Origin of the sequence: Mycolicibacterium aurum (genome assembly GCF_900637195.1) — a bacterium.
Lineage (GTDB): Bacteria > Actinomycetota > Actinomycetes > Mycobacteriales > Mycobacteriaceae > Mycobacterium > Mycobacterium aurum.
The window spans coordinates 5,754,208-5,770,496 of record NZ_LR134356.1; the positions used below are offsets into that span (position 1 = coordinate 5,754,208).

The 16,289-nt window shown below is 68.8% G+C and carries 17 protein-coding genes; 8 read left to right on the forward strand and 9 right to left on the reverse strand.

Features of this window, described 5'->3' with window-relative positions:
* Nucleotides 1-103: 103 nt before the first annotated feature.
* From glgX to EL337_RS27325, 4 genes are all read left to right on the forward strand, one after another.
* Nucleotides 104-2,278 carry a glycogen debranching protein GlgX gene (gene glgX / locus EL337_RS27310; protein WP_048630949.1) on the forward strand — a complete coding sequence of 725 codons (2,175 nt, stop codon included), beginning with the start codon at nucleotides 104-106 and terminating at the stop codon, nucleotides 2,276-2,278.
* A gap of 263 nt (nucleotides 2,279-2,541) precedes the next feature.
* Nucleotides 2,542-2,997, forward strand: a complete 456-nt coding sequence (locus tag EL337_RS27315) for a MarR family winged helix-turn-helix transcriptional regulator (protein ID WP_048630764.1) — start codon at nucleotides 2,542-2,544, stop codon at nucleotides 2,995-2,997.
* Nucleotides 2,994-3,821, forward strand: a complete 828-nt coding sequence (locus EL337_RS27320; protein WP_048630765.1) for an ATP-binding cassette domain-containing protein — start codon at nucleotides 2,994-2,996, stop codon at nucleotides 3,819-3,821. The genes EL337_RS27315 and EL337_RS27320 overlap by 4 nt, the downstream gene beginning before the upstream one ends.
* Nucleotides 3,822-3,888: 67 nt before the next feature.
* Nucleotides 3,889-4,635, forward strand: coding sequence for an ABC transporter permease (locus EL337_RS27325; RefSeq protein WP_048630950.1), 747 nt, complete (start codon nucleotides 3,889-3,891; stop codon nucleotides 4,633-4,635).
* 3 nt (nucleotides 4,636-4,638) lie between these two features.
* Here the strand turns inward: EL337_RS27325 and EL337_RS27330 are convergent, their stop codons facing one another.
* Together EL337_RS27330 and EL337_RS27335 are read right to left on the reverse strand one after the other, a co-directional pair.
* A complete protein-coding gene (locus EL337_RS27330; protein WP_048630766.1) occupies nucleotides 4,639-5,964 on the reverse strand; it encodes a maltokinase N-terminal cap-like domain-containing protein in 1,326 nt (441 codons plus the stop codon).
* A gap of 50 nt (nucleotides 5,965-6,014) precedes the next feature.
* The gene (locus EL337_RS27335) at nucleotides 6,015-7,040 is read right to left on the reverse strand and encodes a hypothetical protein (RefSeq protein ID WP_048630767.1); all 1,026 of its coding nucleotides are present in this window, start codon (nucleotides 7,038-7,040) and stop codon (nucleotides 6,015-6,017) included.
* Nucleotides 7,041-7,262: 222 nt separating this feature from the next.
* Between EL337_RS27335 and EL337_RS27340 the strand changes: the two genes are divergently transcribed.
* Both EL337_RS27340 and EL337_RS27345 read left to right on the forward strand, forming a co-directional pair.
* Nucleotides 7,263-8,075 carry a HugZ family pyridoxamine 5'-phosphate oxidase gene (locus EL337_RS27340; protein WP_048630768.1) on the forward strand — a complete coding sequence of 271 codons (813 nt, stop codon included), beginning with the start codon at nucleotides 7,263-7,265 and terminating at the stop codon, nucleotides 8,073-8,075.
* A 5-nt stretch (nucleotides 8,076-8,080) separates the two neighbouring features.
* Entirely contained in the window at nucleotides 8,081-8,659 is a 579-nt protein-coding gene (locus EL337_RS27345) for an orotate phosphoribosyltransferase (RefSeq protein WP_048630769.1), read from the forward strand.
* On the opposite strand, the gene EL337_RS27350 is transcribed toward EL337_RS27345, so the two are convergent.
* Genes EL337_RS27350 through EL337_RS27365 form a run of 4 tightly spaced genes read right to left on the reverse strand, consistent with a single transcriptional unit; the run spans nucleotide 8,656 to nucleotide 12,456 of the window.
* Entirely contained in the window at nucleotides 8,656-9,699 is a 1,044-nt protein-coding gene (locus tag EL337_RS27350) for an ABC transporter ATP-binding protein (RefSeq protein WP_048630770.1), read from the reverse strand. The genes EL337_RS27345 and EL337_RS27350 overlap by 4 nt on opposite strands.
* Complete coding sequence (locus tag EL337_RS27355; protein WP_048630771.1) at nucleotides 9,696-10,481, reverse strand: ABC transporter permease; 786 nt, start codon at nucleotides 10,479-10,481, stop codon at nucleotides 9,696-9,698. Before EL337_RS27355 ends, EL337_RS27350 begins: the two co-directional genes overlap by 4 nt.
* Complete coding sequence (locus EL337_RS27360) at nucleotides 10,478-11,329, reverse strand: ABC transporter permease (protein ID WP_048630772.1); 852 nt, start codon at nucleotides 11,327-11,329, stop codon at nucleotides 10,478-10,480. Before EL337_RS27360 ends, EL337_RS27355 begins: the two co-directional genes overlap by 4 nt.
* Nucleotides 11,329-12,456 carry an ABC transporter substrate-binding protein gene (locus tag EL337_RS27365; protein WP_109519760.1) on the reverse strand — a complete coding sequence of 376 codons (1,128 nt, stop codon included), beginning with the start codon at nucleotides 12,454-12,456 and terminating at the stop codon, nucleotides 11,329-11,331. The genes EL337_RS27360 and EL337_RS27365 overlap by 1 nt, the downstream gene beginning before the upstream one ends.
* Before the next feature lie 119 nt (nucleotides 12,457-12,575).
* Here EL337_RS27365 and EL337_RS27370 point away from each other — a divergent pair, with 119 nt between their 5' ends.
* Both EL337_RS27370 and EL337_RS27375 read left to right on the forward strand, forming a co-directional pair.
* Entirely contained in the window at nucleotides 12,576-13,004 is a 429-nt protein-coding gene (locus EL337_RS27370) for a TIGR03668 family PPOX class F420-dependent oxidoreductase (RefSeq protein ID WP_048630774.1), read from the forward strand.
* 119 nt (nucleotides 13,005-13,123) lie between these two features.
* Entirely contained in the window at nucleotides 13,124-13,726 is a 603-nt protein-coding gene (locus EL337_RS27375) for a sigma-70 family RNA polymerase sigma factor (RefSeq protein ID WP_048630775.1), read from the forward strand.
* Here EL337_RS27375 and EL337_RS27380 read toward each other — a convergent pair.
* The 3 genes from EL337_RS27380 to EL337_RS27390 are packed head-to-tail and all read right to left on the reverse strand — an operon-like array spanning nucleotide 13,702 to nucleotide 16,279.
* The gene (locus EL337_RS27380) at nucleotides 13,702-14,607 is read right to left on the reverse strand and encodes a DMT family transporter (RefSeq protein ID WP_048630776.1); all 906 of its coding nucleotides are present in this window, start codon (nucleotides 14,605-14,607) and stop codon (nucleotides 13,702-13,704) included. The genes EL337_RS27375 and EL337_RS27380 overlap by 25 nt on opposite strands.
* 60 nt (nucleotides 14,608-14,667) lie before the next feature.
* Nucleotides 14,668-14,943 (reverse strand): hypothetical protein, encoded by a 276-nt coding sequence (locus tag EL337_RS27385; RefSeq protein ID WP_048630777.1) that lies wholly within the window; start codon nucleotides 14,941-14,943, stop codon nucleotides 14,668-14,670.
* A 37-nt stretch (nucleotides 14,944-14,980) separates the two neighbouring features.
* A complete protein-coding gene (locus tag EL337_RS27390; protein ID WP_048630778.1) occupies nucleotides 14,981-16,279 on the reverse strand; it encodes an MFS transporter in 1,299 nt (432 codons plus the stop codon).
* Between the last annotated feature and the right edge of the window lie 10 nt (nucleotides 16,280-16,289).

A 16,289-nucleotide genomic window follows, 5' to 3' on the forward strand; every position in this document is an offset into this window, starting at 1 on the left:
ACCCGCGCGCACCGTATCGTCAATCTGTTCAGTAGTTCGATAACCCGGAGTGTGCACATTGGCCAACGCCGCCAGTTCCAAGGACACCGCATCGCCCGCCGTCATGCCCGCGGAGCAGCCCGCCACCGCGCCCAATGTGGAGTCGGCCTTCACCGAGATGTGGCCGGGCAAGGCCTACCCGCTCGGCGCGACCTATGACGGTTCGGGCAGCAACTTCGCCGTGTTCAGCGAGGTGGCAGAGATGGTCGAGCTGTGCCTGTTCGACGCCGACGGCAACGAGACGCGCCTGAAGCTGCCCGAGGTGGACGGTTTCGTGTGGCACGGCTTCGTCCCGGATGTCGAGCCCGGTCAGCGGTACGGCTACCGGGTGCACGGTCCGTACGATCCGGCGTCGGGTCTGCGCTGCAATCCGAACAAGTTGCTGCTCGACCCGTACGCGAAGGCCATCGACGGCATATTCCAGTGGGACCAGTCGCTGTTCGGGTACAACTTCGGCGATCCGGACAGCCGCAACGACGACGATTCGGCGGCCAGCATGCCGAAGTCCGTGGTCATCAACCCGTTCTTCGACTGGGGTACTGACCGTCCACCGCAGCACGAGTACGCCGACTCGGTCATCTACGAGGCGCACGTCAAGGGCCTCACCCAAACCCACCCCGACATCCCGGAACGCAGCCGCGGCACGTACGCGGCCATCGCGCATCCGGCGATCATCGAGCACCTCAAGGAGCTCGGGATCACGGCCATCGAGCTGATGCCGGTCCACCACTTCGCCAACGACTCGACGCTGATCGACAAGGGTCTGTCGAACTACTGGGGCTACAACACCATCGGCTTCTTCGCACCGGACTCCAAGTACGGGGCGAGCGCCACTCCCGGCGGTCAGGTTCAGGAGTTCAAGGCCATGGTCCGGGCCCTGCACGAAGCGGGCATCGAGGTGATCCTCGACGTGGTCTACAACCACACCGCCGAGGGCAACCACATGGGGCCGACGCTGTCCATGCGTGGCATCGACAATGCGGCCTACTACCGGCTCGTCGACGACGACAAGCGGTACTACATGGACTACACCGGCACCGGTAACAGCCTCAACGCCGGCCACCCCCATGCGCTGCAGCTCATCATGGATTCGCTGCGCTACTGGGTCACCGAGATGCACGTCGACGGTTTCCGCTTCGACCTGGCCTCCACCCTGGCCCGCGAGTTCTACGACGTCGACAGACTGTCGACCTTCTTCGAACTCGTCCAGCAGGACCCGACGGTCAGCCAGGTGAAGTTGATCGCCGAGCCGTGGGACGTCGGCCCCGGCGGATACCAGGTGGGCAACTTCCCGCCGCAGTGGACGGAGTGGAACGGCAAGTACCGCGACACGGTCCGCGACTTCTGGCGCGGCGAGGACGCCAGCCTCGGCGAGTTCGCCTCCCGGCTCACCGGTTCTGCCGACCTCTACGAGCACACCGCACGCCGACCGGTGGCCTCGATCAACTTCGTCACTGCGCACGACGGATTCACGTTGCGTGACCTGGTCTCCTACAACGAGAAGCACAACGAGGCCAACGGCGAGGACAACAACGACGGCGAGAGCAACAACCAGTCCTGGAACTGCGGGGTCGAAGGCGAGACCGACGATCCCGAGATCCTCGCGTTGCGCGCGCAGCAGGTCCGCAACTTCATCACCACCAACGTGCTGAGCCAGGGCGTGCCGATGATCTGTCACGGTGACGAGCTCGGCCGTACCCAGGGCGGAAACAACAACGGCTACTGCCAGGACAACGAGATCACCTGGATCGACTGGGCCAACGCGGACCAGTCGCTGATCGACTTCACCAGTTCGGTCTCCGCACTGCGTGCCGCGCACCCGGTGTTCCGCCGCCGCCGGTTCTTCGACGGCCGGCCGGTGCGCCAGCGCGGCTCGGTCCGGCTGCCGGACATCTCCTGGTTCCGCCCGGACGGCACCGAGATGAGCGACGAGGACTGGGACTCGGGTTTCGGCAAGTCGATCGCGGTGTATCTGAACGGCCAGGGCATCCCCGACCTCGACCCACGAGGTCACCGCGTCACCGACGACTCGTTCGTGATGTGCTTCAACGCCCATCACGAACCGATCGACTTCACCCTGCCGCCGAAGGAGTTCGGCAGTGCATGGCAGCCGGTGATCTACACGGTCGAGGGCGCCGTCATGGAGGGCTCCCGACCGGTGTCCGCGGGTGCCAGCCTCACGGTGGAAGCCCGCGCGGTCATCGTGCTGCAGGCCGTGGAACACCCCACCGAGGGCTGACACCGCTGCACCGCGGTGAAACCCCTTGTGCGGCACCACGCTTACCGCCGAGCTGACCCGGTTTCGGCGTAACAGTGTGTTAACTTGAGGGTGCTGTAGCAACCGTGGCCACCGAGCTGGCACCGGGTGTTCCCTGTGTGCCACCGGCCGGGCGGGCCGGTGTAGGAGCCGACGAGCGGCGGCGACCTACCTGGGTGGCCACGGTTGCCAGCCTGAACCCCCTCGAATCCAATAACCTCTGTTACAGAGGTATCGTCGGTGGGGTGGACGTGCACACCGATCTCGCCGGACAGCTGTTCGGCATCGTGGGGCGGTTCCGGCGACAGCTGCGCCGCTCCACCCGTGGCGGCTTCGACACCGACGGGCTGACTCAATCGCAGGTGGAGTTGCTGCGCCTGGTCGGGCGCCAGCCGGGCATCTCCGTCCGGGAGGCCGCCGCCGAGCTGGCCCTGGCGCCCAACACCGCCTCGACACTGGTGTCCAGACTGGTGGGCGACGGCATGCTGGTGCGCACCGTGGACCCGGCCGACCGCAGAGTGGGCCGGCTGCAGCTCACCGAGCCCGCCCAGCAGATCGCCGACGAGTCCCGCGCCGCGCGCCGGGCCGCGCTGGCAGAGGTGCTCGACCGGCTCGACGCCGACGAGCGCGCCGACCTGGCTCGCGGGCTGGCCGTGCTGTCGCAGATCACGCGCATGCTGCAGAAGGAGACGACGCCATGAGCACCGAGTTGGCCATCGACTGCCGGCACCTGACCCACCGCTACGGCACGTTCACCGCGGTGGCGGACCTGTCGCTGCAGGTGCGCGCCGGCGAGACCGTCGGCTTGCTCGGCCCCAACGGGGCAGGCAAGACGACGGTGGTGCGGGTGCTGACCACCCTCACACCTGTCCAGCACGGCGAGGTCGCCATCTTCGGGATGGATTCGCGGCGTCGCACCATGGATATCAGGCACAACATCGGCTATGTGCCCCAACAACTTTCGATCGAGTCGGCACTGACCGGGCGCCAGAATGTCGACCTGTTCGCCCGGCTCTACGACGTGCCGCGCGGGCAACGGCGCGGCCGCGTCGACGAGGCACTGGAGGCGATGCAGCTGCTTGACGTCGCCGATGCACCCGCCGGGACATTCTCGGGCGGCATGGTGCGCCGGCTCGAGCTGGCGCAGGCACTGGTGAACCGGCCGTCGCTGCTGATTCTCGACGAGCCCACCGTCGGACTGGATCCGATTGCGCGCGAAAGCGTGTGGAGCCAGGTGCGCGGCATGCAGGACGCGTACGGGATGACCGTGCTGCTGACCACCCACTACATGGAGGAGGCCGACGTGCTGTGCGACAGGGTGGCGCTGATGCACCACGGCGAGATGCAGGTGGTCGGCACACCCGCCGAGCTGAAACGTCAGATCGCCGCACCCGGCGACACCCGGGAGACCACCCTCGAAGACGTCTTCCGGCACTTCGCCGGATCGGACTTCGCCGAGGATTCGACCGCGGCCGGATTCCGCGCCGTCCGCAGCAGTCGCCGGACGGCCCGCCGTGTCGGTTGAGCCGCGCGTCCCCCAGGTCGCGCTCGTCTTGGCCCCGCGGGGCTGGCGCAGAGTGCGCGGCCTCGCGATGCGCATCGGCGCCTTCGCGCTCGTCGAACTGCAGAAGTTGCGTCATGACCGCACCGAGCTGTTCACCCGGATGGTGCAGCCCGCGCTGTGGCTGCTGATCTTCGGCCAGACGTTCTCGCGGCTGGACGTCATCGACACCGGTGGCGTGCCGTACCTGGCTTTCCTCGCGCCGGGCATCATCGCCCAATCGGCCCTGTTCATCTCGATCTTCTACGGCATCCAGATCGTGTGGGACCGCGACGCGGGCATCCTGGCCAAGCTGATGGTGACGCCCGCGCCGGCGTCGGCCATCGTCACCGGGAAGGCGTTCGCGGCGGGGACGCGGTCGGTGGTGCAGGTGATCGGCGTGGTGGGGCTGGCGTTCGTGCTGGGCGTGCAGATGACGGCGAACCCGCTGAAGATCATGGCCGCCATGGGCGTCGTCGTCCTCGGCTCGACGTTCTTCGCGTGCCTGTCGATGTCGCTGGCCGGCCTGGTGCGCAACCGCGACCGGTTGATGGGTATCGGCCAGGCCATCACGATGCCCTTGTTCTTCGCGTCGAACGCGCTGTATCCCGTCGACGTGATGCCGCAGTGGTTGCGCTGGCTGTCGGCGGTCAACCCGTTGTCCTACGAAGTCAACGCGTTGCGCGGATTGCTGATCGGGACCCCGTCCAACGGCGCGCTCGACGTGGCGGTGCTGCTGGTGTCCGCAATCGCCGGGATCGCGGTGGCGTCAGTGCTGCTGCGCAGGCTGGTGCGCTGAGCCTCACCCGAGGATGCGCTCGATGGAGCGCATCGGGATCGGCAACCAGGTGGGCCGGAAGCGGGCCTCGTAGGCCGCCTCGTAGACGGCCTTGTCCAGTTCGTAGGCGGCAAGCACGTCACCGGAATCGCGCGGGTCCGCACCGGCGACCGACGCGTAGCCGTCGCAGAACGCCGCGCTGTTGCGTGCCACCCAATCGCGCGCCAGGTCGGCGAGGCGCCCGTCGCGGTCGTCGTCCGGGCCCAGATCGACCAGTCTCTGGTACGCCGCGTACTCGAAGGACCGCAACACACCGGCCACGTCCCGCAGCGGTGAGTCCGCGCGTCGCCGCTCTTCGACGGGCTGGCCCGGCTCACCCTCGAAGTCGATCAGCAGCCAGCTCTCGGGTGTCCGCAGCACCTGTCCCAGGTGCAGGTCGCCGTGCACGCGGTGCACCGAGATGGCGTGCCCTGCGAGGGCGCGGTAGCGCTGCTGAATCTGCGGGACGAGCTCTGCAAGTTGCGGTGCGGCCTGCGCGGCCGCCGCCAACCGGTGCAACACGGTGTCGACCGGGAATCGGTCACCTGCCACGCCGAGCGTCTCGGCGAGGGTGGTGTGCACCGACGCCACGGCCTCGCCGAGCCGGTAGGACTCGGCGGCGAAGTCCCCGCCCACCTCGCCGGTGAACAGATCGCGGGCGCTGGCGGTGGCCATGTCCCAGCCCTCGGCGCTGTTCGCTGCGAAGGCAGCCACCATTCCCAGCGCGCATGGCTCGGATCCTGTTCCCTCCCAGGAGGTTTCGTACGAGCCGAGTAGCGTCGCGACATGCCGGTTGCCTGCGCGCGCCAGCACGCGGTTGAGCTCGATGTCGGGGTTGATGCCGGGCGACACCCGGCGGAACACTTTGAGCATCGCGTCCTTGCCGAAGATCACGCTGGTGTTGCTCTGCTCGGCGCCGGACACCTTGGGCGGCGCGGCGACCGGCAGCGTCACCCCGGGCTCCCGGCTGAAGCGCAGACCCCCGACTGTCGACGAGGAGTCGATCAGCGACAGCAGGTGGCGGGCCGCCTCCGGGTCGTAGAGCGCGTCGTAGGCGAAGCGGGTGCCGCCGGGTCCGGACTCCGTGCCGATGACGGCAGCGTCGGGGAAGCCGGGGACGGAGTCGTCGGACCACCGCACCAGCACCTGATAGCGCTCGGTGAACCCGTCTGTGTAGGTGACGTCGAGCAGTACGTGTTCGAGGTCGTCGCCGAGCGGCGTCACCACGGCCGGTCGAGCCGAGGCGAGTTGGCGGCTGCGGCCGGCGTACCAGCGCCGGTTGGTGATCCACTCGCTGAATGCCAGCGTCATGGTCTGCAACCTACCCAGCCCGGCGCGAAAGGAATCACCGCCTGCGTGCCCTAGGGCAGGAAGCGGTCGGCTCCCGCGGTCCGGACGTAGCGGACGCTGTTGGCCTGCCGGTAGCCGATCAGGCCGCCGCTGAAGGTCAGGACCAGTAGACCGGCCACCCCGGGCAGGGCCACCGCAGCGATTTGAGTGATGGTCGGGTTCATCACACCGCGCGGATAGGCGCCCACGCTGGAGGAGCCGCCCATCGGTGTCGCCGCCGGAGGTGAGGACACGCCCGGCGTGGGTGCCACCGAGCCGCGAATCGCCGGCGTGCGCACCCCGGCGACGCCGGGTTGCGTGACACCGGATGGACCTGCAGCTCCCGCCGGCCCACCGACGGCGGCCCGGGGCGGCTTGCCTGCCACCGTCACTGCGCGCGGCACCGTCACGAGCGGCGCCCGGAACACCGCGGGGTCCGACATGACGTTGCCGCCACCGCCGGAACCGGTGGTGGTCCCGGTGGTGGCATCGGCGACGGGCGCCTCCTCCTGCGTGCGGAACTGCGGTCCGGGCGCCGGCGCCGGCGTCGGCACGGCCTGCAGGGACCTCAGGAACTCTCCGAGGGTCGGAACCGGAATGTCGATGGTGGTGTAGAACGTCGACACGGTGGGCCAGCTACCCGCGGGGATCTCCCCGGGGGCCGGCAACCGGAAGAACGGGATCGTGATCGAGTTGCTGAACGGCGACTGCGGGGCGGGTGCGCGGGTGGGAGGTTCGTCCACGGGGGCGTCGCGGCCGCCGGAGTCGCCTCGATCCACGGGTTCGGTGGGTTCGGGCGCGCCGGTGTCCTCGGCTTCCTTGGCCTCCTCGGCAGGACTGCGGTCGGCCGGTTCACCGGCGTCATCGGAGTCGTCCGGTGCGGGCTCGCTGCCGCCCGGGTCCTCCGAGCCGGCGCCGGAGCCGGCGGATTCCTGACTGGAACCGTCGGAGTCGCCCGGGTCGTCGGCGAATGCCGATGCCGCGCCCACACCGCTCAGCACCACGGCGGCCGCCAGCGCACCGGCTACTACGAGTGAACGCAGAGCGGGCTCGGGCATGGTGCCATCAATTCCGGAAATCGCGGGTGGGACCGAGTATTGAGGAGTGGTCGACAAGTGGTTGACGAAGTGTCCAGCCACCCCGATTCTCGCACATCTGCCCACGCAGATGCCATGATCGCGGGTGCCGCGCAAACCGCCTGAATCGACGTCACCGTCAGTTACCCGGCCCGGCGCGAGAACGGCAGGTCGAAGGCGGTCACGAGACGATAGGGTGCCGTCGTGACGTCCGCAGGCTCGACTCGTGATCATGGTGACCCGGGCGACGCCCCGTCGGCGCCGCCGCCGCTGACCGAACCGGTGGCTGCCGTCCGGCCGTCCGCCGCCGAGGAAGCGCGCACCATCGCCGCGTCGACGAACACCGGCACATTGGCGACGCTCACCGCCGACGGTGACCCGTGGGCGTCCTTCGTGACGTACGGCCTGCTCGACGGCGCCCCGGTGCTCTGCGTGTCCAACCTCGCCGAACACGGCCGCAACCTGGCGGGTGATCCGAGGGCGAGCATCGCCGTCGTCGCACCGGCCACCGAGTCCGATCCGCTGGCCAACGCGCGGATCACCCTCGCAGGCCGGGTGGAGTCGCCTACCGGCGACGAACGCGACGCGGCGCGGGAGGCGCACCTGGCGGCGGTCGACGCGGCGAAGTACTACATCGACTACAGCGACTTCACGCTGTGGGTGCTGCGGGTCTCCCGGGTGCGCTGGGTGGGCGGGTACGGCCGCATGGACTCGACGAGCGGTGACGCCTACTCCGCCGCCGCACCCGACCCGGTGACCCTGCGGTCGGCCGGCGCGGTGGCCCATCTCAACGCCGATCACGCGGAGTCCCTCGCGGCGATGGCGCGGACCCTCGGCGGGTACCCCGACACCACGTCGGCGCTGTGCACGGGCGCCGACCGTTACGGCCTGGACCTCCGCGTCAACACCGAGCGCGGGGTGGCCTACACCAGGATCGGCTACGCGTCCCCGATCGACTCGATCGACGAATTGCGTTCGGCGACGGTCGAGTTGGCGCATCGAGCCCGGGGAGCCTGAATAGGATGACAGGAATGACCGACCGTCCGCAGACCTGGCACGCCGCATTCGACCTGATCCGCACCCGTGGACACGAGCGCCGTGACGAACCGTTCAAGCTGGCCAGCGGTCAACTGAGCCACGACTACATCGACGGAAAGTACGCGGTGGACACCGGGGAGCGGTTGACCATCGTGTCCAAGGCGGTCGCCGATCTCGCCGCGGCCAACGGCATCGAGTTCGACGCCGTCGGCGGCCTGACCATGGGCGCCGACCCGCTCGCGCACGGTGTCGCGATGGTGACCGGCAAGGCGTGGTTCTCGGTGCGCAAGGAACAGAAGCAGCGCGGCCGCGAGCAGTGGGTCGAGGGAACCCGGCTGGAGCCGGGCACGCGGGTGCTGCTCGTCGACGACGTCATCAGCACCGGCGGCTCCACCGAGCTCGCGCTGGAACGGATCGCTCCGCTGGGTGTCGTGGTCGTCGGGGTGATCCCGATGGTCGACCGCGGCGACATCGCCGCTGCCCGCTTCGCCAAGCGCAATGTGCCGTTCCACGCCCTGGTGACCTACCGGGACCTCGGCATCGAGCCCGTCGCCGACGTCTAGGGACGACGTGTGACCAGCACTCCGCCCGGCTCCACTCCCACCGTGACGCGGTCGCCGGGTGCGAATGCCCGCGCCGCAGCGCTGCCCATCTGAGCGCTGATCAGCGAGCCGTCCGGCACACCCACGTTGATCCGCGTGATGGCTCCGAGGAACGACACCGAGCGCACGGTCGACGTGCCGTCGGGATCTGCGGTGACGGTCACGGTTTCGGGCCGCACCATCGCCACCCCGTCCCCCTCGACCGATCCCGGCAGCGCCGGCACAGCGACCCCGAGCAGCCGGGCGGTGCCGCCCGAGACCGTCGCCGGGACCTTGTTGTTCAGCCCGACGAAGTCCGCGACGAACGGCGTGGCCGGGTTGGCGTAGAGCTCGGCGGGGGCGGCCAGCTGTTCCAGCCTGCCCTGGTTCATCACCCCGACCCGGTCGGCGACGGCCAGCGCCTCCTCTTGGTCATGGGTGACGAACAGGGTCGTCGTCCCCACTTCCAGTTGCACGCGCCGGATCTCGTCGCGCAGCTGCGTGCGCACCTTGGCATCCAGAGCCGACAGCGGTTCGTCCAGCAGCAGCACCCGAGGCTGGATCGCCAGCGCGCGGGCCAGCGCCACCCGCTGCTGCTGCCCACCGGACAACTCGTTCGCGTACTTGTCCCTGTGCGCGGCCAGCCCCACCAACTCGAGCATCTCGACAGCGCGGGACATCCTGTCCTGCTTGGATTTTCCGCGCATCTTCAGGCCGAAAGCGATGTTGTCGAGCACCGTCAGATGCGGGAACAGGCTGTAGGCCTGGAACACCATGCCCATGTCGCGCTTGTTGGCAGGCATCCTGCCGACGTCGACGCCGCCCACCGACACGGTGCCCGACGTGGCCTCGTCGAGCCCCGCCAGGATGCGCAGCGCCGTGGTCTTCCCGCACCCCGACGGGCCGAGCAGCGCCACCAGCTCGCCCGGTTCGATGTGCAGGGTCAGCCCGTCGAGTGCACGGGTGGTGCCGTACACCCGGGTCAGATCGGTCAACTGGACAGCCACACCTGGACTGCTCACGTAGTCACCCCCGGTGTTCGTCCGCCCCTGCGCCCCCGGGTCGCCAGCGACAGGATCAGCAGCAGCACGAAACCGAACAGCAGGGTGGCCAGCGACGCTGCCACCGAGGTCGGTCCGTCGCTCTTGCCGATCAGGACGATCTGGACCTGAAGGGTGTCGTAGCCGGACAGCGATGCGATGGTGTACTCACCGAGCACCACCGCGATGGAAATGAAAGCGGCCGAGAGGATTCCCGACCAGATGTTGGGGACCACCACGCGGGCGATCGTGGTCAGCCAGCCTGCGCCCAGCGAGCGGGCCGCCTCCGAGAGCGTCTGCAGGTCGATCGCCGACAGCGCGGCGTCGAGCGCCCGGTAGGCGAACGGCAGCACGACGATCACATAGACGAACGTCAGCGTCAGCGCGGATTCACCGAGCAGGTACGTCACCCACAGGTAGACGTTGCGCAGCCCCACCACGATCACCAGGGCCGGGATCGTCAAGGGCAGCAGGCACAGAAACTCCACCAGTCCCTTCGCCCAGGGGGCCCGCAGTCGCACCCAGATCATCGTCGGGACCAGCAGCACCAGCATCGCGATCACGGTGAACACGGCGAGCAACAGCGACACCACGATCGCCCGGTACAGCGCCTCGTCGGCCACCAGGTTGGCCCAGGCCTGCCCGGTACGCCCGCCGGCGAGCAGGTTCCGGGTGGAGAAGTCGGCCATGGCATACAGCGGGAAGAGGAAGAACAGGCCGAACAGTACCCAGAGTGTGCCGCGCACAAGCGTTCTGGGGGTCATGACAGCCACCGCGCGGTGCGCCGCACCAGCAGGTTGTAGGCGAGCATCACCAGCGCCACCACCACGATCATCTCCAGCGCGAGCGCGTAGGCGAACCCGGCCTGGCCCAGCACCACCTCGCTGACCAGCGACGCCCGGATCAACAGCGGCAGGATCGGGCTGCCCTGGCTGACCAGGGCCGCAGCCGTGGCGTACGCGGCGAACGCGTTGGCGAACAACAGCAGTGCCGATCCCAGGAACGCCGGTGTCAGCAGCGGGATCGCCACCTCCCGCCAGTACGCCCACGTGGACGCACCCAGGCTGACCGCCGCCTCGCGCCACTGCTCCCGCAGCCCCTCCAGCGCGGGGATGAACACGATGACCATCAGCGGGATCTGAAAGTACGTGTACACCAGGATCAGCCCGGACAGGCTGTACAGCCAGCCCGAGCCGGCCAGGTTGAAGCCGAAGGCCTGCTGCACCCACAGGGTCAGCACGCCGTTGAGCCCGATGGTCGCCAGGAACGCGAATGCCAGTGCGACGCCGCCGAACTGGGCGAGCACGCTACACAGCGACAGCACGGCGCGCCGCACCATCGACGTCGGCGGGCTGCTGACGATCAGCCACGCCATCACCGCGCCGAGGAACGCGCCCAGCAACGCCGTCGCCCCGGACAGCAGCACACTGTCGATCAGCGCCGACAGTGCGGTGCCGCGCAACAGCGCCGCGATCCGATCCAGCGTGAAGACCCCGTCGAGATACACCGAGCTCACCACCACGGTGACCGTCGGGATGATCAGGAAGACGACGACGACGGCCAGGAACGGCAGCAGTGGCAGCGCCTCACGAAGTCGGCGGCCGGCACGCATCAGCCCACCGCCGCAGCCCAGTTCTCCGCGAGGTACTTCGATGCCGCCTCGGTCTGCTCCGGCGTCGGCACGGTCACCGGCCCGTCGACCACGGGTAGGGCCGCGGCAACGGCTTCGTCTATGGTGCCGTCGGCGAGCATGTTGTCGGCGCGCACCGGCCGTACCCCGCCCTGGGCGTAGAGGTTCTGGCCTTCGTCGCTGTAGAGGAACTCCTGCCACAACCGGGCCGCCGCGGGATGCGGCGCGTCCTTGTTGATCGCCTGGTAGTAGTACCCGGCGACAGCGCTCTGCGGCGGAACCAGGACCTGCCAGGACGGCAGCTTCTTGGTTTCGCTGGCGTTGGTGTAGTTCCAGTCGATCACCACCGGCGTCTGCCCGGACTCGATGGTGGCCGGCGTCGGGTCCACGGGCAGGAAGTTGCCCGCCTCTTTGAGCTTGCGGAAGAACTCGACGCCGGGCGCGATGTCGTCGGCCGACCCGCCCTGGGACAGTGCCACCATCAGCACGCCGGAGAACGCTGCGCCGGCCTGCGTGGGATCGCCGTTGAGTGCCACCTTGCCCTGGTATTCGGGCTTGAGCAGATCGTTGACGTTCGTCACCGCTGGAACCTTGGACGAGTCGAAGCCGATCGACATGTAGCCGCCGTAGTCGTTGACCCAGGTGCCGTCGGCATCCTTGAAGGCCGCGGGGATGTCGTCGAACGTCTCGACCTTGTACGGCGCGAACATCGACGTGTTGGCCAGCGCCACGGACTGCCCGAGGTCGAAGACGTCGGGGGCGGTGCTGCGGCCCTTCTGCTGAGTGGCGGCGTTGATCTCGTCCTGGCTGGATGCATCCGGCTGCGCCGAGTTGACCTTGATGCCGTACTTGTCGGAGAACGCCGTGATGATCGCGCCGTAGTTGGCCCAATCCGGGGGCAGTGCAATGACATTCAGCTCGCCCTCGGCCTTGGCCGCCTCGACGAGGCCCTCCAGGCCACCGAAGTCCTGCGCCGAGGTGGCCTCCGCCGCGTTCACGCCCGATTCGGTCTCGCCGCCCGAGCTCTTCTGTTCGGGGGGCGCGCAGGCCACGGCGGACGCGACCAGCAGTGCGGTCGTCGCCGCGGTCAGAGCTCGGGACAGTGTCATTACCGACGTCATTGCCGAACCTTCCGATGAGGAGGAGGCCGTCCGGTAGCCCAACGTTTACCGGATGGCGACTCAGGAGTGAATGAATCCAGCCAGCGGTTGAAACATACCCTGGCGACATGGCTGTACCGGATAGCTTCGACGCCTTCCTGTCCTTCGTGGCCGCTCCGGTGGCGATGCTGGCCACGGCAGGCGCCGACGGGGTGCCTCACCTGGTTCCGGTCGTGTTCGCGATGCCCGAGCACCGCACGGACATCCTGTACACGGCCGTCGACGCCAAACCCAAGACCACCCAGCGGCTGCGCCGGCTCGCCAACATCGAGCACAACCCCGCGGTCAGCCTCATGGTCGACCACTACGAGGACGACTGGACGAAACTGTGGTGGGTGCGCGCCGACGGCGCGGCGTCGATCCACCACGACGGCGTCGAGATGGCGACCGGGTACGCCCTCCTCCGCGCGAAGTACCCGCAGTACCGGCGCGTCGAGCTCGACGGCCCGGTGGTGACCGTCGAGATACGCCGCTGGTCGTCCTGGCATGGGGGTTAACCGGTAGTCGGCGCTGCGGTTCTCCGGAATGCATCTGGGGGCCAGCCGGGCAGACTCACCGGCCCGCCCGGGGCGACAGTTGAAGCACCTCGCCGCCCCCCCTTCTGCAGGAGCCACTCATGATCACCGACCCCGATGACGACCAGCTCACCGACCGCTTCGAACGCGACGCCATCCCCCTGATCGCCGAGTTGTACCGCCACGCCTTCAAACTGACCCGCGACCACGCCGACGCCGAGGATCTGCTGCAGGAGACCGCCGCCAAGGCGTACGCGGCGTTCGGTAGCTTCCGCGTGGGCACCAACCTGGCCGGCTGGCTGTACCGGATCATGCTCAACACCCACATCAGCGCCTACCGCAAGCAGCAGCACCGTCCCGCGTTGCAGTTCACCGACCAGTTCAGCGACGGACAGCTGCTGGCCCACAGCCGCCGCTCCAGCGGCGCGGGGATCACCGGGACCGCTGGCGCCGCCGAAGACATCGCGCTCGCCGGGACCAGCGACCCGGCGATCGTGTCCGCGATGCGCGCCCTTCCGGAGAAGTACCGGACCGCGGTGTATTACGCCGATATCGAGGGCCGCAAGTTCAAGGAGATCGCCGCGCTGACCAACGTCCCGATCGGCACGGTGATGTCCCGGCTGCACCGGGGCCGCAAGCAGCTGCGCAGCGTGCTGACCGACGTGGCCAAGGACCGGGGCTACTTGCTCCCCGAGGCGGCGTGAGCTGATTCGGCCGCGCTGAGTTGCTCCTCGTAGGCGCCCTCGTCACGCCCCAGCGCGATCGTTCCCGCCGCCATCGCCAGCGTCGAGATCCCGATCGCGACCGCGTCCCAGGTCCCCACGTTGAGGTGTTCGCCGAGCACCACCGCCCCGAGAACCACGGCCACTATCGGTTCGAGCACGAGCATGGTCGGCACCGAGGTCTGCAACGAGCCGGCGTGGAACGACGACTGCTGCAAGAGCATGGCCACCACGCCCAGGAGCGCGAGCAGGTAGAGCACCGGTGTGGCCAGCACGGCGCCGAGGCCCTCGTGGGTCAGCACGTGCATGACGAGTTTGGTCAGCACCGCCACCACGCCGAACAGGACGCCGACCGCGACGGCCAGCAGGACCGCGCGGATCCACCCCACGATCCGGGTCGCGACGATCACGCACGCCGCCACCGCGGCGGTGCACACCACCGCCACCACCGCGGAGGTGGACAGCGACGCCTCGTAATCGCCCGGACTCGCCTTGGCGAGGAGGACGAACACGGCGAGCGCGACCGTGAGGAGCACGGCCCAGCCCCACTCGGCGCGCGTCACCCGCCGGTGCGCCAGCCGGGCACTGAGCGGCAGCGCGAACAGCAGCGCCGACACCAGGATGGGTTGCACCAGTAGCAACGACCCGTTGGCCAGCGCCAGTGCCTGGAACACGAACCCGGCGATCGCGGACGCGGTACCCGCCCACCACAACGGCCTGCGCACCAGGGTCGTGAACATCACCGGGCTGACCCCGAGTTCGGCGGGTACGTCGAGTGTCGCCCGCTGCCGCACCACGATGCCGACGGCGAGGAAGACCGCGGCAAGGAACGCCAGCAGCACGGTAAGACCATGGCCGATCACCCGACAAGGACAGCACACATCGCGGTGCCTCGCCCAGTCCGGCCGGTCAGCGCGGCAGGCTCACTGCCCGACGACGCGCAGATGCGGGGGCGAGGTGGGCTGCGGAGCGCTCGTCGGCGCGATCTTGTCGTTGACCCGGGCCACCGCCGAGTCCACCCGGTGCACGGCACGGTCACACAGGCCACTCACCCGGTCCCCCGCGGCGTCCACGTCGTCGGCGGCGCTGCGCAGGTAGGCGCGGACGTTGACCCGGAGCCGTTCGCCCGCGATGCGCAACCTGCGACGGAGCCGGTCGTCGATCTCGACGCTGACGTAGGGCAACACCTGAAGCTTCATGTGCGCGTCCCCCTCTTCGTGGATGCCTGCGCCCAGCCTAGCGGGGAGCCCGCGCAACCTGCACCAGTGCGCGCCCCGCGGTCTCCTTCACGGTCAGGACCGTGACCAGCGAGATGACGGCCGCCCCCATCAGGTAGAAGGCGGGCGCGATCGGGTTGCCGGTGCCGGCGGTCAGCCAGGTGACGACGTAGGGCGTGGTGCCGCCGAAGAGCGCGACGCACACGTTGTAGCCGACGGAGAACCCGCTGAACCGGACCCGGGTGGCGAAGAGCTCCACCCCGGCCGACACCGCGGACGAGATGTACACCGACGCGATCGCGGCGAGCACGCAGTGCGCGATGACGGCCGCGGTCAGCGACCCGGAGTTCAGCAGCACGAACAGTGGGTAGCCGAGCACCGCGAACGCCGCCGCGCCGCCGACGAGCAGCGGCCGTCGGCCGACCCGGTCCGACAGTGCGGCCATGGGCAGGATCAGGATCAGCGCCACCAGGCAGGCCAGCGTGACGGACACGAACGCGTCCGACTTCGTGAACTTCAGCGTCTTGATGAAATATGTTGGCAGGAAGGTGAATACGACGTAGTAGCCGATGTTGAACACGACGAAGAGGCCGATCACCTGCAGAATCTGCCGCCAGGACGTGGTGACGGCTTCCCGCAGGGGTGAGTCGGCGGTCTCGTCGGCCTCGTCCAGTTCGGCGAAATGCGGGGTGTCGCCGAGCCGGAGCCTGATGTAGAGGCCCACCAGACCGAGCGGCCCGGCGATCAGGAACGGGATCCGCCAGCCGTAGCTGTCCATCGCCTCCGTGGACAGCACAGCCTGCAGCACGGTGACCGTCACCGAGCCGAGCAGAAAGCCGAGGACACCGGACCACGCCATGAACGTGACGGTCAGGCCCCTGCGCGCATCACCGGCGAACTCCGCCAGGTACACCGCGCCGCCGCCGTACTCGCCGCCCGCCGAAAAGCCCTGCAGGCACCGGAAGAGCAGCAGCAACAGCGGGGCGCCCAGGCCGATCGCGTCGTAGGTGGGCAACAGACCGATGCACAGCGTGGCTGCCGACATCAGCAGGATCACGATCGCCAGCACCTTCTGCCTGCCGATGCGGTCGCCGAGCGGCCCGAACACGATGCCGCCGAGTGGGCGCATGAAGAACGCCGCGGCGAAGATGGCGAACGTGTTGAGTAGGGCGGCGGTCTCGTTGCCCGACGGGAAGAAGTGGGCGGCGATGAACGTCGCGAGGAAGCCGTAGATGGCGAAGTCGAACCACTCGACCGCGTTGCCGATCGACGCCCCGGTCACCACCCGGCGAATGTCGGATTCCTGCCCCGTGTGCATGTCGAACTCC

What these genes read in the sequence shown, in the direction of transcription:
- EL337_RS27345 (WP_048630769.1), top strand. Translation starts at nt 8,081, where the DNA reads ATGACAGGAATGACCGACCGTCCGCAGACCTGGCACGCCGCATTCGAC.
- EL337_RS27390 (WP_048630778.1), bottom strand. Translation starts at nt 16,279, where the DNA reads ATGCACACGGGGCAGGAATCCGACATTCGCCGGGTGGTGACCGGGGCG.
- EL337_RS27355 (WP_048630771.1), bottom strand. Translation starts at nt 10,481, where the DNA reads ATGACCCCCAGAACGCTTGTGCGCGGCACACTCTGGGTACTGTTCGGC.
- EL337_RS27370 (WP_048630774.1), top strand. Translation starts at nt 12,576, where the DNA reads ATGGCTGTACCGGATAGCTTCGACGCCTTCCTGTCCTTCGTGGCCGCT.
- EL337_RS27325 (WP_048630950.1), top strand. Translation starts at nt 3,889, where the DNA reads ATGCGCATCGGCGCCTTCGCGCTCGTCGAACTGCAGAAGTTGCGTCAT.
- EL337_RS27330 (WP_048630766.1), bottom strand. Translation starts at nt 5,964, where the DNA reads ATGACGCTGGCATTCAGCGAGTGGATCACCAACCGGCGCTGGTACGCC.
- EL337_RS27365 (WP_109519760.1), bottom strand. Translation starts at nt 12,456, where the DNA reads ATGACACTGTCCCGAGCTCTGACCGCGGCGACGACCGCACTGCTGGTC.
- glgX (WP_048630949.1), top strand. Translation starts at nt 104, where the DNA reads ATGCCCGCGGAGCAGCCCGCCACCGCGCCCAATGTGGAGTCGGCCTTC.
- EL337_RS27385 (WP_048630777.1), bottom strand. Translation starts at nt 14,943, where the DNA reads ATGAAGCTTCAGGTGTTGCCCTACGTCAGCGTCGAGATCGACGACCGG.
- EL337_RS27375 (WP_048630775.1), top strand. Translation starts at nt 13,124, where the DNA reads ATGATCACCGACCCCGATGACGACCAGCTCACCGACCGCTTCGAACGC.
- EL337_RS27335 (WP_048630767.1), bottom strand. Translation starts at nt 7,040, where the DNA reads ATGCCCGAGCCCGCTCTGCGTTCACTCGTAGTAGCCGGTGCGCTGGCG.
- EL337_RS27320 (WP_048630765.1), top strand. Translation starts at nt 2,994, where the DNA reads ATGAGCACCGAGTTGGCCATCGACTGCCGGCACCTGACCCACCGCTAC.
- EL337_RS27360 (WP_048630772.1), bottom strand. Translation starts at nt 11,329, where the DNA reads ATGCGTGCCGGCCGCCGACTTCGTGAGGCGCTGCCACTGCTGCCGTTC.